The organism is Fenollaria sporofastidiosus, from assembly GCF_943169635.2.
Classification (GTDB): domain Bacteria; phylum Bacillota; class Clostridia; order Tissierellales; family Peptoniphilaceae; genus Fenollaria; species Fenollaria sporofastidiosus.
Genome location: NZ_OW968186.1, coordinates 964,928 through 979,752, shown reverse-complemented (window position 1 = coordinate 979,752; position 14,825 = coordinate 964,928). Strand labels below are relative to the sequence as shown.

Below are 14,825 nucleotides of genomic sequence, written 5' to 3'. Positions count from 1 at the left end.
ATATAACAAAAATAGTATTTTTTCAATGTTTTAAATGCTCTTTGCTTGTAAAAACTCTTAATATATAATATAATTTACTCGTAGGTGATAATGTGATTAACGATGAGTACAATGTATGCTTTGTTGCAAAGAGGTCATATGACAAGATGAGTGAGATGATTGACGAGCTTAATATATCAAAGAGACTCTTTAGACGAAGCTACCTTAATAAAGATATATTTGTAAATGAAAAATTTAGACGCAAGGACCTACCCATAGTTAAGGGAGAGGTGCTTCATATACATATGCCCGAAGAGGACACAGTGCCTGATGACTTCACATGCGAGATGGACATAGTAGATGAGACTATAGACTACATGGTCATCAACAAAGAGAAGGGCATCTTGGTGCACGAGACGAAGAACAATCAAGGTGCGACTATGTATAATGCTCTTAACAATCTATTTCAGTCACGCTCTCTTAAGAGGCGCGTTCGCCTTGTCAATAGACTCGATATGAACACAACAGGTCTCATGGTCGTTGCAAAGAACCCCTTCGCCCACTACAATCTTATGCTTCAAATGGAGAGTGGTACCTTCAAGAAGAAGTACCATGCAGTAGTCGATGGAGGCTTTCCTTATGATGAGATAGTAGTTGAGAAGAACATCAAGACCGACGAGACTGATCATATAAAAAAGAAAGTCTGCGATAGTGACGAGGGCGATTATGCAAAGACCATATTCAAAAAAGTTCTAAGTACAGAAAAGTTCTCTATAGTCGAAGCGGATCTATGTACAGGAAGGACGCATCAGATAAGGTTGCACCTAGCGTACTTGGGCTTTCCTATAGTAGGTGACACTCTATACAATGAGAAGACTTATGAAGGTGTTGATAGACAACTATTGCATTCCTTCGAGATAAGCTTTAAGGATCCAAGGACTAATGAAGAGAGACGCTATATAGTGAGTGATCACTCTGATATAATAAATTTTTCTAAAAATTTTGTGTAAATGACTTGCATTTTAAAAGTCTTTGCTATATAATATATATAAGCTATCCTGTAGTGCGCGCTTTTCATATTAATTTAACCGACAATAATAATATGGGACCGTGATTTTTTTACAATGGATAATATGCCTTAAGTGGACATTAGAAGTTGTGAATAACGAACCCACCTCGTATATGCGGGGATAAATTACTTATGAAAAACGGCACATAATGGGATTACATATCAAAAGAGAGTGAGTATATACTCACTCTCTTTAGTTTTGTGCTAAAAACATATAGAGGCTCTCACTAGGAGGGCCTCTTTTTAGCTAAAGCATCTCTATGAATGCTTCGATTCTTGTGTTTAATTGTCCCAAGTCTGACTCTGAGTAATCAGTTTCTACTTGGATGTAAGGAGTATTCTTTTCTTTTGTGACAAAGTCTCTAATAACTTTTGTCTCTACTTGGAATGGTGTACATGCTTGAAGCTGCATATCAACAACGCCATCAACCTTATACTCATCTATCATTCTTGATAATAGATTAAGCCTTGGTGTGTTAGGACTGATACATGCGCAGCCAATGTTTAAGTACTTCTTAGCAAGCGCATCATATATGTCTGGATTACTTAGGTCAACGTTCTCATCTATCGCCTTAGCGCCACCACAGTTTTCGTAGCTAACTACAATGCCTCCGTTGTCCTCAACAGCCTTTATTACCTTTTCAGTCGCTCCACCTATTGGGCAACCTGTAATAAGTATCCTCTTCTTACCTGTGATGTGTTTGTTCTCACTTAAAATTTTCTTCTTAAGCTCTGAAAGCTCATTAGGTATTGCCTTCTTATCGAATTCAAATTGCACTCCATTTAAAACATGCCACAAGTCTAAACCCATGATAGGAAGTTCGTCAGCCTTCATTATGCCATAAAAGTCTTTAACAGCACTTCTTTCATTGTTCTTTATCACAGTTGCTTCTCTAAGCTTTTCTTCTGTTATCTCACATCCAAACTCTTTCGATACATATGCAGCAAGCTTTTTAATCTCAGCCTTCCATAGCTTAAGGCTCTCCTCAGACCTCTTTTGTGGCAGCTCCATAACATAGACGTGCTTAATCATACCAAGGTACTCATACATCTTCTTCTTGCCATCGCAAGTTGTTTCTCCGACTATAAGGTCAGAGAAATAAAAGAAGGGACACTTGTCTGTTATAGCAAAGCCGTAGCTTGCCTTGATAAGTGGGCAAAGGTTTGTAGGTAAGTCCCTTTCAGCATCTTTTATGGTTTCATCAGATGTTGAACATAAGGAAACAGATGTCGCTCCCGCCGCAAGAGCTATCTCTTGCGGAAAGAATGTACAGAATATACCTATGACAGGTATATTCTTGTCTTTAATTTCTTTTACTTTTAAAAACGATTCTCTTCTCTTGTCTTTAAATTCATCAAAAATCTCTGGTAAATCTTTTCTTATGTTTATCAAAATATCTTCCTCTATAAATCAATTAAATATAATTTATGCTTCTTCTACTTTGTCAAGTTCAAAGTTCCATTTAGTCTTAAGGTCAGCGTATCTAACAAAGATTGATAGAACTGCAAATACTAATAATATCATTGGATACCAAATATATGGAACTAACTCAACTGGTGATACAGCCCCTTCAGTGAAGCCTGAAGCGATAAGTATTTGTGCACCGTAAGGGATAAGTCCTTGAGTTATACAACTGAACATATCAAGTAGTGATGCTGTTCTTCTAGGGTCAACTTTGAATTTATTAGAAATTCTCTTTGTGATAGGTCCGCATATGATGATTGATACAGTGTTATTTGCAAGAGCAGCGTTTGATATCATAGTTAGTAGTGCAGTAGATAGTTCTGCAGAGTTTTTGCCCTTTGCCATCTTAGCTATCTTTAATACTAGCCATTCGATACCGCCATTAGCTCTAACCATATTAGCAAGACCACCAGTTAGCATTGAAAGTAAGAATATTTCAAATTGTCCTGAAAAGCCACTAAAAATGTTTTGGCAAAGTTCAAGTCCGTTGTATGAGCCAGTTGCGATACCAACTCCGCCTGCAAATACAATACCAAGTGTAAGTACAACGAATACGTTAACGCCACATAAAGCAGCTATAAGTACGAACAAGTAAGGTAAGATAAGTACAAAGTTGTAGCTTAAATCATCAAAGTTAACTGGTCCAGATGTCCTAGCAACTATTAATAAGATAATAAGTGTTACAATTGCGGCTGGTAGTGCTACCTTGAAGTTTGATCTAAACTTATCCTTCATATCAACATTTTGAGTTCTTGTTGCGGCGATTGTTGTGTCGGATATAACTGAAAGGTTGTCACCAAACATTGATCCACCTACTAAAGCCCCTAATACTAAAGCAACTGGTAGACCTGCTTTTTGTGCAATACCTACAGCGATAGGACCAACTGTAACTATAGTACCAACTGAAGTACCTGTTGCGATTGATAAGAAGCAAGCGATTACAAATAAACCTGCTGTTATGAATTGAACTGGTATTATGCTTAAGCCCAAGTTTACAACTGAGTCAACAGCTCCAGATGCCTTAGATAGTGTTGCGAAAGCACCAGCTAAGATGTAGATTAAACACATGATGATGATGTTGTCATCTCCGCAGCCTTTAACGAATACTTCGAACTTTGAGTCTATCGATCCCTTAAACATTAAGAAGGCAACGATAGTACCAATAAGTACTGCTATAGGTGATGGTATTTGGTAGAATGCCATCTCTACACCCATGTTGTCTAAAATGATTCCTGATAACAAGAAAAAACCTATAAATACAATGAATGGTATCAGTGCCAATCCATTAGGTTTGATTGATGATTTTTCGTCCATCACAAATTCCTCCTACTTTTTTATTATATTTTTAATAACTCCTTAGCAGCTTTAACGGCTTCGACAGCATCTACAGTATACTTATCTGCGCCAATCTTATTTGCAAATGATTGTGAGATAGGTCCTCCACCTATCATTACTTTGTATTTGTCTCTTATGCCTCTGTCTTCAAGTATCTCAATGACTCTTCTCATGTTTCTCATGGTTGTTGTCATAAGTGTCGACATACATATGATGTCAACTCCATGCTCTTGTGCGGCGTCAACAAACTTATGCACTTCAACATCTCTGCCTAGGTCTATGACTTCAAAACCTTGTGTTTGAAACATGGTCTTAACTAAGTTCTTGCCAATGTCGTGAGTGTCCCCTTCAACAACACCTATGACTATCTTGTGATTGTGTTCAAGCTCGTTCTTCTCTAGGTGTGGTCTTAACACATCAAGTGCATTGTTCATTGCATCTGAACATAACAAAAGGTCTGTTACGAAATATTCCTCTTCTTGAAAAGCTTCCCCCGCTCTTTTCATTCCTGGAACCAATCCGTTAACTATAGCATCAAGTGCGTCATAACCTTCATCAATATAGTTTTGTGCCACCTCTGCTATCTTTTCGTCTTCGTATTCGTAGACGTAGTCGTCTAGAATTTTGTAGTACTCTTCTTTTCTCATATCTTCCTCCTATTTAAAATATGAACAGTCGATAAAAGCTTTTTGATAGTTGTCATCATAACTTAACTCCAAAAACTTTATCTTCTTGCTTAAACTCAAAAGATTTTTTCTCTTCTTCTTTGATAAAACTACACTGATCGCGCCATCAAGTGAAGTGTTCTTAAGATACGAAATCTTTTCTTCATCTATCTTTGGTATAAAGTAAGTGTTTAAAAGCATATCCTTTGATAAGTGATAACCAAACTGACCTGCAATGAATAAGTCATCAACTTCTTCAGCTCTCATGCCAAGCTTCTTGAACAATAATACTATCCCAGATAGTATTGCACTCTTTGATAGCTGAATGTTACGTATGTCCTTCTTAGTGATGTAGACATCTCCTAAGTCGATAACGCTCTTGCCATCAAGATCCTTTAAGAAAGTCCTTCGCTTATCATTTTCATCAAGGTCTTCTAGCTTTACAAGCCTTCCCCTGTAATCAATTAGACCCACCTTAAGCGCCTCGCGTATAACAGCTAAAACACCAGAACCGCATATCGATTTTGCTCTTTGCTTACCTATCACGACTATGTTTTTACTTCCACTATCAAGGTCAAAGAAAACATTTTCGATAGCGCCTAGCTCAGCTCTCGAACCAAACTCGATGTTCATACCTTCAAGTGCTGGACCTGCTGCACAGCTACTTGCATAGTAGTGGTCTTTGTACTTTAAAACTAGCTCAGTATTAGTGCCTATATCCATAAACATGACGTTCTTGTCTATGCTCTCTATGTCTATATGATTAACGCCACTTAGTATATCCGCACCGACGTATGACGAGATCGATGGTATAGTGAACGCCTTTGTATATCTTCCAAATTTCATACCAATGTCCTTTGCATCTATCTCAAAATTAAAGTAGCTAACTATCTTGTATGGCGCTTCGCCAAGACTCGTCGGGTCGACGCCCATAAGTATATGCATCATAACGGAGTTGGCTGAGAAGACTACTTCGTATAAACTATCTATATCCAAGCTGTGCTTATTAAATATTTTTATTATATTCTCCTCGATTGCCTTAGTAATCTGTTCTTGCATCTTATATAAGTTGTCTTTTAGGTCGATAGCTGCGCTCATTCTTGACAAGACATCAAGTCCGAAACTAATTTGTGGATTGACAAAGGATGCTCTCTCTACAACTTTAGCACTACTTATATCAAGAACTGATATTGCAACACTTGTTGTGCCTATATCAACAGCAGCTGCATATATCTTGTCATTACCTTCATCGCGGATTGCTATCACATCATCGTTTAGATATATCGCATGCTTTACACCCTTAGTAAAGTTTGTATTCTTTAATACATTGTATGAGATGTGACCGAAGACCTTCTCATACTCATCTTCCCATGAAGTATCGGCGTCTCTACTGTCTTCAAAGCTGTGAGTCTTCATAGTAAGAACCGACTCAGTTGCATCAAAAGTATCTATATCTGAAGTAAGTAGGTTCTCTGCCTTAGCCTCATCAAAGAAATCAAGGCTTATGTCACTCTTAAGCTTGTACTGGCACGAAAGAACTACATCTTCATGTGTGCCATCTATAATCCTAACTTTGCATTTCTTGCAAGTACCCATACCATTGCACGGTGCTTCTATAAAGTAACCGTTCTCTCTTAGTACATCTAAAAGAACGCTTTCCTCTTTTGCTTCGATTATATTGTCATCACTAAGTATGTGAATTTTAGGCATCTTCTACTCCTTTTAATATAGCTTTTACATTGTCAAGAGGCGATCCCATGCCAAGCCCACAGGCTGGAGCTATGATGTCAACACCGTCTTTGACTCTATTTTGAGCGACCTTGTAAACTTGATCAGCTCTGTTATTTTCTATTAAATATGTCGACACGTTACCCATGACAGGCTTGTGTATATATTTTTTTGCATTCTTTAGATTAACCATGGCATCAAAGGAGAATGCCTCTGCGTGAATCTCATCAACTATATCGATAACGCTCCTCATATTGCCACAGATATGAACTATAATAGGCACCTCTTTATGTGCTTTGATCTTGTCTATGATGTAGTTGACATAGTGTATTAGATACTCTTTAAAGTACTTTGGTCCAAGTATCTCTGCTGTGCCGCTTGGGTCTGCGATAGCTATAAGGTCGGCTCCTGCATCGACCTCTTTAATCGCAAGCTCAGCAATCTTATCTGATATATAAGTCATGAATTCTTCAAAAACTTTTTTGTTCTTCTTTAGTCCAACGTAGATTTCCTTTGCATCAACAAGACTTGTTGCAACTGAGAACGGTCCTGTTATATTACCAATGACTGGTATGGTATCATTCTTTAAAATTTTAATCGCTCCTATCAGGGCGTCTTCTCTATTAAAATCAACCTTGACATGCTTAAGCTTATCTAGATCAAGCTTGTCCATTGCATACTCAACTATGTGTGCTTCTTCGCAGTTATTACCGTAAACGCATTTTGATCCTAGCATCTCTGACTCAACACTCATACAGAATGGTACTGCGTAGTTCTCAAACAGATTTTCTTCAACAACTAGCTTCGATAGCTTTGCCATCTCTTCTGCGTCTGAGTTTGCTTTTGCAAAATCAATGCCGTGCTTTTCTATAAGCTCAGTTACACATGGATTCATCATGCCGCCTGGGCAGATGACAGCTGGCCTATCAGCCTTTTCACCGTGAAGTATCTTTAATAGTCTTTCCTTTTTATTCATAATTCCCCCCTAATACTGTAATCGTTCTAACATTAGCTAAAATCTTAAAGCATCTATTGCTAAAGAGTCTGTAAGATGAACTTAACAGCGCTTCTTGATAAGTCATCTTATCAGTCTCTACTTTGATTTCATTAAATAGTCCTAGGTCTGACAATGCAAAGCCGAGCTTAGGACATATATGTATCTTAAAGTTTGTATACTGCAATATGTCATTAATAAGTGGAAAGTAGAAATCATTCACTAGCTCTTTAACAATCTTAGGTCCTAATGTCTCAACACTAAGTAGCGGGTCAGCAAGGCATATGATCTTTACCTTCTCTTCATCAAGATGTGCTAGTAAGTCTAAAACGTTTCGTCTATAGTATGCATAAATTTTTTCTTTATCAAGCTTCTTTCTAAAAGCTAATAGCAGCTTCGATATATCTATCACTTGTGATAAGAAGGACAAAAGACCATTAAGCTTAAAACAAATAGGAGCCTCTTCACTTGCCATAGCTTTTTGCATACAAGTAAAGTGCTCCAAATTAAAATTAAAATCTTTTAACTTGTATAGTTCATCTAAATCATTAAGTTCAACAAATCTTCTAAGATTAGCATCCTTGTCAAGCATCATGCCGGCAAGTTCACCTTCAAGAGTGCCTGCAATAGGATAAAAAATTGCAGCAAAACCAAGGCTCATTCTTTGAGCTACTTCTCTATACATCTTAGCATCACTGAACAAGTCTTCTTCTTTAATATTCAAATTCAAATCAGTATACTCTTTCTCGTTAGTTGCAGTACAAGAGTACACTCTAATATCTCCTATCTTCTTCACGCCCTCACCAGCAAATATTATATAACAGCTTTGTGAATTGCGCAAACATATGTATTTAAGAGGTATTCATGAAATTTATACAATAAAAATGTGCATATAGCATTGCTACACGCACATTAATTCAGTAAATTATTTCTAATGTCCAAAGTCTATAAAAAAATATTATATAAATTTAGATGTATCCATTGGCAACTTGCCGTAATACCTACCCCACTTCATAAAGGAGTCGATGTTCTCTATAGGGCTGTTCTTTGGTATTTGACATCCAGTACATAAGATGTAACCCTTTGGTGAGTCCCAAGCCTTAGCAACACACTTCTTCACTTCTTCCTTGATGATGTCATCGTTACCTAAGTAGATCGCGTCAACTGGTGGCACGTTACCTGTGATAACAACCTTGTCACCCATTATCCTCTTAGCTTCCTCAAGGTCCTCACAGTTGTCGATAGAGAAGTTACCTACACCGGCACTAACAACATCTTCCCATATGTCTTTACTCTTGCCGCATATGTGTATAGTTGGTGCGCCTCCACAATACTTCTTTACGTCTTCAACATTTCTCTTGAAGTATGGTAGTGAGAACTCTCTATATTGTGCAGGTCTAATCATAGATGTCGATGATACAGGGTCGCAAAAACCTGTTCCGAAACCAATCTTACCAAGTGCCTTGATATACTCAGCGTTGTTCTTTGTAATGATGTCCATAAGTCTATGGAAAGCATCCTTCTTCTTAACTATCCATCTAAGCATGTTCTCAGTGCCAAGTACCGAGGCAGCTACTGTGAATGGTGCAGTCATCGATGCGCCTATGTCTGCTACATCGCCAAGAGCGTCTCTAAGCTTTTCAAGTGCTTCAAGTAGTACGTGTAGGTGACCATCCTTCCACGGATCAACAAGCTCAAGCTTATCGATGTCCTCTTCTGTTTTGACAACTGGCTCTCTTAAGTTTGAAATGTTGTCATCAGGGTAGTTCATAACTGAGCCCATGGCTTCAGCCATACCTCTTAGTGTTGTAGAGACACAGATGTTGTCGTGGTGGAAGCGATTGAATAAAGCGATCTCAGTTTCAGTTATTACATCTGATGATGTGTAATAATCATTTGTCTTCTTACCTATATACCATGCCATAGTAACCCCCATATCTGGCACTACAGGTATTCTGTCAATTGCTTCGCCCTTTGAAAAGGCAATCATCCTTTCTTTTGGTGTCATTTCATCATCAAAATACATTAAACCATCTCCTATTTATATATATTATTGAAATCATTTAGACTTTCTACTAACTTTGGCTTGATTTGATTAAATCTTTCGACCTTGATCTTGCCATCAAGAGCCTCTTTAACTGGGATTATGTTATAGTGCGCTCTGCCTTGAGTTACGTACTTATCAACCCATAGTGGATGCGCTTCAAACTTTGCAACGCTTGTACCCTTAGCATCCTTCTTCAAAATGACTTCCATCATAAGTTCGTTCTCGCTATATCTCTGACCCATGGCCTCACGTCTCTGATTAGATATGAAGTTACCCATAGAGTAGCAGACGTATGTCTTCTTGCCATTTGCTTCAATGACTTCAGACTTTTGTATTACATGTGGGTGCGAACCTAAGACTACATCTATACCGAGTTCGTTAAGCTCTTTTGCGATTTTTTCTTGCCATGCGCTCGGCTTTAATTGATACTCGTTGCCCCAGTGTACATATATCACCTTGAAGTCGACATCATTCTCATTCATAAACTCTACATCTTTCTTAATCTTATCCATGTCGATGAAGTTTATCGCATAAGCCTTGTCCGTGCCTTGAACCTTCTTCTCAAATCCATTGATGGAGAAAGTATACGCGCTGATACCAAGCTTGATGCCACTCACTTCTTTAATAAGCGGCATATTGTTTGCATCCTTGTATGTGCCAACACTCTCCATACCATAGCTCTTAATCGTGTCTATGGTCTTGTTAACACCTGCAAAACCTTTATCAAAAGCGTGATTGTTCGATGTTGATATGATATCAAAGCCCTGTTTCTTGATCGACTCAATACTCTCTATAGGAGATGAAAACATAGGATAAGTTGTGTACCTGCCATCAACAGAGACAGTCGACTCGTAGTTAAGCATAGCAAGGTCTGCGTCCTTAAAGTGCGGCAAGTATTTAAAATATTCATCAAAATTGTAAGTGCCATCACTTTGCTTTGCGCCTCTTAGCTGAGGACCGTGCAGCATATAGTCACCCGCTGCAAATATCTTGACCTCGCTATCGATAGAAGGCTCCTTTTTCTTGATTTCAATGATGGGTATCTCTTTTACATCATGAACATAAGTTAAGCTAGCTCCATCGTTTGCCAGCTTTGCTGCGTGATTACATGTTATAGGTCCTAAGACTATGTTTATAAGGCAGATAAGAAAGATGGTGCATTGTCTAAAAAACATACTAGGGCCTCCTCTTCATCACATCTTCTACAAGCATAAATAAGCCTAAAGACAAAAATACATCGCCTATGCTTAGTACAGTTCTAAGCCCTGTAAACTTGAACACAGGTATTGTGTCCGCTAAAACATTAAATGCCTTACCACTCACAGCAAGCGTGTGCGTCATCGACATCGACTTTTCTAACACAGCTAATTCATTAGCAGAGCCAAGATATACTAAAGCGTCCTTCACTACTGGCATAAGCCCTAAGTAGTTTATCATTGCAATTAAATTTAAAGCAAGACCTAAGGCAATGATGTTGAAGGCAAAGTACTTGTTGTTTGCAATAGAAAAAAATATCAATACAAAAAATGTAAATATATTAAGATATGGATATATCATTATAAGCTCGCGTCTGTAAATGAAGTTAAACCTCGTAACATATACAAGTACTGCTATGTTTATAATGACTGTTATCAATAAAAAGAACAGATATCTTAAATTTACTCTGAATAAATTATTTATCTTGCCGCCATTGATTAATGATACTAATACGGCGAATATAATTATGAATAGTGCCATCTTACACCTCTTTCTTGTCTTTTATGAGTAGTCTTTCGATTTCAAAGTTAAGCCTATCTCTTATGTATATAGCGTAGAGCTTCTTCTCATTTGCCTTGGTGTAGTAGACACTAAAAATCATAGCAACAGCCATAGCACTCATTGCAAAGGCAAAGAAAGTCTTTAGTGTAACGCCAAATATCTTTTCCACGTCGAAGTACTTCAAAGACTTCGTTGTTAGGAAAAATGTCGCAAGTGACACCCCAACAGGTAGCAAGACCCTCGATAGTGGTGCGATGAAGCTTCTAAAGTCAACAGCCTTGTACTTAGTCTCTAAGAAGACACTTATCTTAGATGCACTTAGGTTTAGTGACTTCACTAAGTCGTCATCGTATACAAAGACATCACTTACAATTTCACGCAGTGCATCCTCTTTGACCTTGCCATATATCTTCTTCTTAAGCCTTCCATCGCCCGACCAAAACAGCGACCTTATCTCTTCTTCAAATTCAATTTTATACTTCTCAATACATCCTTTCGTTTGCATATCAATCTCCTCACTCATTATATTATAACATATATTAAGAGTCATGCCATTAAAGAATAATCAATACAAAAAGCTCTTAATATAAACTATGTCTATCTATATTATAACACAAAAATTATATCACAAAAAAACTGAGCCAACACTAGCTCAGTCTATATAAAATATTAACTTAGATAAACCTTCTCCACTTCTCTCCGAGTATCTCGTTTGCGCTGCTCGTTACAACGAAGGCTGTTGGGTCTGCATCGTTTACGAACTCCTTAAGTCTTATATACTCGCGTGTTGAAACTGCTGTTTGTATAAGTACGTTATCATTCTTTGTATAGGCGCCCTTGTATGGTATAAGGTTTGCGGATCTATCAAGGTCTTCTATAATAAACTTAGACACAAGCTCTACCTCTTTAGTGTTAATGTAACAAAGCTTACTTGTGTTGAGGCCACTGATGGTGATGCTAACAACAGCTCCATTGATTATAACGCCCATAACTGAGTATAAAAATATGTTCATGCCAAAGGCGGATCCTGCGAAGAATGATACGACTAGGTCTGCCATTAGGCAGCCTATGCCTAGGTCGAGTCCCAAGAACTTTTGCAATATCTTAGCAACTATGTCTGTACCACCTGTCGATGTATACTGATTAAGTACCATGCCCACACCGATGCCTTGTATGATCATACCAAGTGTGATTACTAGAAATAGGTCATCTGAAAGCGGCTTTGGATTTGGAAATATTATTTCAAAGAGCCACACAAGGCCTGAAAGTACAAGTGTAACTACGATTGTTTTAGTACCGAAGTCCTTGCCTATGAAGATGAAGCCCATGATGAATAAGACTATGTTGACTAAGATAAACAGTGGTCCAATGCCAAGTGGTATGTAGTGACTAAGTACGATCGCTATCCCTGATGCGCCTCCTGATGTTAGGTTAGACGGCACTAGAAAGAAATGTATCGCCGACGCAACAAGTAGTATACCGATGATGATAAGCACTACCTCTTTCACTGTGTACTTGTGCTGTATCTTATCCCTCTTTAAATTTTTTTCTTCATTAATTATGTTCATAGTTTACCCCTTTTCTATAAATAAATTTAATAATATTCTTTTGAACGTGACATCAATTATACCACAATATGAGTGCGTCTTCAAGCATTTTGATTGATATTTGCAATAATATTTGCAAGATATATATGACTGAGTTCCTTTACAAAAAAATTTATTTGATATATAATGTACACATCATAAAAAAAGGGGGTAATTTTATGAAATTAAAAGGTACTAAGACTTGCGAAAATCTTATGAAGTCATTCGTAAACGAATCACAAGCTTCAATAAGATATGGCTACTATGCATCGCAAGCAAAGAAAGATGGTTATGTGCAAATACAAAACATCTTCTTAGAAACATCACAAAACGAAGAGCAACATGCTAAGAGGTTCTACAAGTTCTTAAAGGATGAGCTTGATGGAGAGATGATCGAGGCATGTGGTACTTATCCAGTAGCACTACAAGACACACTAGCTAACTTAAAGGCTGCTGCAGAAGGCGAAAATGAAGAGTGGACAACTGTATATCCAGAGTTTGCCAAAATTGCTAAAGAAGAAGGCTTTAATGAGATAGCCGCTGTCTTTACACACATAGGTGAAGTTGAAAAAGCTCACTACAACAGATACAAAAAGCTTATCGAGAACATCGAAGCTGGTAAGGTATTTAAAAGAGGCGACGTTTACATATGGAAGTGCTTAAACTGTGGTTACCTATATGAAGGTAAGGAAGCACCTAAAAAGTGCCCTGCATGTGATCACCCACAAGCACACTTCGAAATCTTCGTTGAGAATTACTAAAATTTACTTTAGAAAAAAAATAATGATGTAGGTCAATTGATCTACATCATTTTTTATCTCCGTGTTAAATTTTATATCTTCTTTTCAACCCACTTACCTTGCCTAAACCTTGTGCTCATAAAGACTAATCTTGAGAATTGATCTGATAATACACCAAGCCATATACCCATTAGTCCTAAGTGGAATATGTTTACAAGCACATATGTCATCACACTACGAATAATACTTACGCTTATGATTGAAGCGATGAGTGTATACTTAACATCGCCCGCCGCTCTTAAGCAGCCTCCATATATGATCTGTGATATCTGACATATAACGATGACTGTTATGAAGCGTCCTATCATGATGCCGTAGTTAATAACTGTTTCGTCTTGGAAGAAGGCGCCGAAGATGTATTTACCGAATAATAACAATATTGCTGACAGAGCAAGTGATATAACGAAGCCGACCTTTTGACAAGTCTTGCCATATATAACCGCGTCGTCATACTTCTTCGCGCCAAGTGCCTCGCCCGATAATGCAACTGCAGCAACCTGCATACCATCTGCAAAGGCAAAGCCTATACTTAGTACGTTCATGCCTACGTTATGTGCCGCAAACTGATCTGTACCAAGTGACGCTGCCATAAGTGCTGTTGACAGGAAGCCCACTCTCATCGCAAGGTTCTCTGCAAACATATTTAGTCCGAGCTTCATTATCTTGATAAAAGCATCGAAGGCTGGTTTTATTTTATTAATTATTATAAATGGCAAGCTTACATATGAGTCCTTCTTGAATAAGGATCTAATACTCATTATGCTTGCAACGAAAGTGCCTAAGATGGTCGCTATCGCTGCACCTCTTACACCCATAGCTGGAAAACCAAGCTTACCATTGATAAGTATATAGTTAAAAGTAATATTAACAATGCTTGAGACTAAATTTGTTGTGAAGGCAATCTTCGTGTTGCCGCTACCTCTTTGTGCCGCATTGATAACTATGCTTATAACATTAAACACGCTAAAGCCCATGATGATGTTAAAGTACTCTATCGCGTAGTTATGTGTATCTGTCTTACTACCTGCAAGCTTTAGTATTGGGTCTGAGAGTGATACCATTACCGTTGTTATTGCTAGGCAAAAAATAAGTGCAACGACAAAGGCTGTAACTAAGACTTCGTTCGCCGAGCGTCTATCCTCTTCGCCCTTTCTCCTCGCAACGAGCGCCGAGACAGCTATACTTATCGAGAAGAATATCGCAAGGCCTATAAACTTTGGCTGCGTTGTTAAGCCTACTGCTGATATTGCATATGTACCTAAGCTCGATACCATGTAGGTGTCAATTATGCCTGCTAGTGCTATGAAGACACTCTCAAGTACCGATGGCCACGCTACTTTAAAAACTCTTTTCAAAAATTCATTATCTATCAATTAATCACTTCCATATCTCATATATC

At 37.9% G+C, this 14,825-nt stretch carries 14 protein-coding genes and 1 other RNA gene; 3 read left to right on the top strand and 12 right to left on the bottom strand.

The annotated features are described in order from the left end of the window. Nucleotides 1–92: 92 nt before the first annotated feature. Both KO172_RS04740 and ssrS read left to right on the top strand, forming a co-directional pair. Complete coding sequence (locus tag KO172_RS04740; protein WP_215492373.1) at nt 93–989, top strand: RluA family pseudouridine synthase; 897 nt, start codon at nt 93–95, stop codon at nt 987–989. A 42-nt stretch (nt 990–1,031) separates the two neighbouring features. Next, nucleotides 1,032–1,208, top strand: a non-coding RNA gene (ssrS, locus tag KO172_RS04735) — 6S RNA. 87 nt (nt 1,209–1,295) lie between these two features. Here the strand turns inward: ssrS and KO172_RS04730 are convergent. From KO172_RS04730 to KO172_RS04680, 11 genes are all read right to left on the bottom strand, one after another. After that, the gene (locus KO172_RS04730) at nt 1,296–2,438 is read right to left on the bottom strand and encodes a double-cubane-cluster-containing anaerobic reductase (protein WP_215493401.1); all 1,143 of its coding nucleotides are present in this window, start codon (nt 2,436–2,438) and stop codon (nt 1,296–1,298) included. A gap of 36 nt (nt 2,439–2,474) precedes the next feature. Next, complete coding sequence (locus tag KO172_RS04725) at nt 2,475–3,827, bottom strand: Na+/H+ antiporter NhaC family protein (RefSeq protein ID WP_215492372.1); 1,353 nt, start codon at nt 3,825–3,827, stop codon at nt 2,475–2,477. A gap of 23 nt (nt 3,828–3,850) precedes the next feature. Beyond that, entirely contained in the window at nt 3,851–4,495 is a 645-nt protein-coding gene (locus tag KO172_RS04720; RefSeq protein WP_215492371.1) for a cobalamin B12-binding domain-containing protein, read from the bottom strand. Nucleotides 4,496–4,504: 9 nt separating this feature from the next. Then, nucleotides 4,505–6,223 (bottom strand): ASKHA domain-containing protein, encoded by a 1,719-nt coding sequence (locus tag KO172_RS04715; protein ID WP_215492370.1) that lies wholly within the window; start codon nt 6,221–6,223, stop codon nt 4,505–4,507. After that, nucleotides 6,216–7,217, bottom strand: a complete 1,002-nt coding sequence (locus KO172_RS04710; RefSeq protein ID WP_215492369.1) for a uroporphyrinogen decarboxylase family protein — start codon at nt 7,215–7,217, stop codon at nt 6,216–6,218. Before KO172_RS04710 ends, KO172_RS04715 begins: the two co-directional genes overlap by 8 nt. Continuing rightward, nucleotides 7,210–8,031, bottom strand: a complete 822-nt coding sequence (locus KO172_RS04705; protein ID WP_215492368.1) for a hypothetical protein — start codon at nt 8,029–8,031, stop codon at nt 7,210–7,212. Before KO172_RS04705 ends, KO172_RS04710 begins: the two co-directional genes overlap by 8 nt. Nucleotides 8,032–8,193: 162 nt before the next feature. Beyond that, nucleotides 8,194–9,261, bottom strand: a complete 1,068-nt coding sequence (locus KO172_RS04700) for a uroporphyrinogen decarboxylase family protein (RefSeq protein WP_215492367.1) — start codon at nt 9,259–9,261, stop codon at nt 8,194–8,196. 11 nt (nt 9,262–9,272) lie between these two features. Further along, a complete protein-coding gene (locus tag KO172_RS04695) occupies nt 9,273–10,457 on the bottom strand; it encodes a CapA family protein (protein WP_215492366.1) in 1,185 nt (394 codons plus the stop codon). 1 nt (nt 10,458) lies between these two features. After that, on the bottom strand, nt 10,459–11,019 hold the full coding sequence (locus KO172_RS04690; RefSeq protein ID WP_215492365.1) for a DUF5317 family protein: 561 nt from the start codon (nt 11,017–11,019) through the stop codon (nt 10,459–10,461). Nucleotide 11,020: 1 nt separating this feature from the next. Beyond that, a complete protein-coding gene (locus KO172_RS04685; protein WP_215492364.1) occupies nt 11,021–11,545 on the bottom strand; it encodes a hypothetical protein in 525 nt (174 codons plus the stop codon). Nucleotides 11,546–11,714: 169 nt separating this feature from the next. Then, entirely contained in the window at nt 11,715–12,608 is an 894-nt protein-coding gene (locus KO172_RS04680; RefSeq protein WP_215492363.1) for a YitT family protein, read from the bottom strand. 197 nt (nt 12,609–12,805) lie between these two features. Here KO172_RS04680 and rbr point away from each other — a divergent pair, with 197 nt between their 5' ends. Beyond that, the gene (gene rbr, locus KO172_RS04675) at nt 12,806–13,387 is read left to right on the top strand and encodes a rubrerythrin (protein ID WP_215492362.1); all 582 of its coding nucleotides are present in this window, start codon (nt 12,806–12,808) and stop codon (nt 13,385–13,387) included. 71 nt (nt 13,388–13,458) lie between these two features. Here rbr and KO172_RS04670 read toward each other — a convergent pair whose 3' ends face one another. Next, nucleotides 13,459–14,799 carry an MATE family efflux transporter gene (locus tag KO172_RS04670; protein WP_215492361.1) on the bottom strand — a complete coding sequence of 447 codons (1,341 nt, stop codon included), beginning with the start codon at nt 14,797–14,799 and terminating at the stop codon, nt 13,459–13,461. Nucleotides 14,800–14,825: the final 26 nt, after the last annotated feature.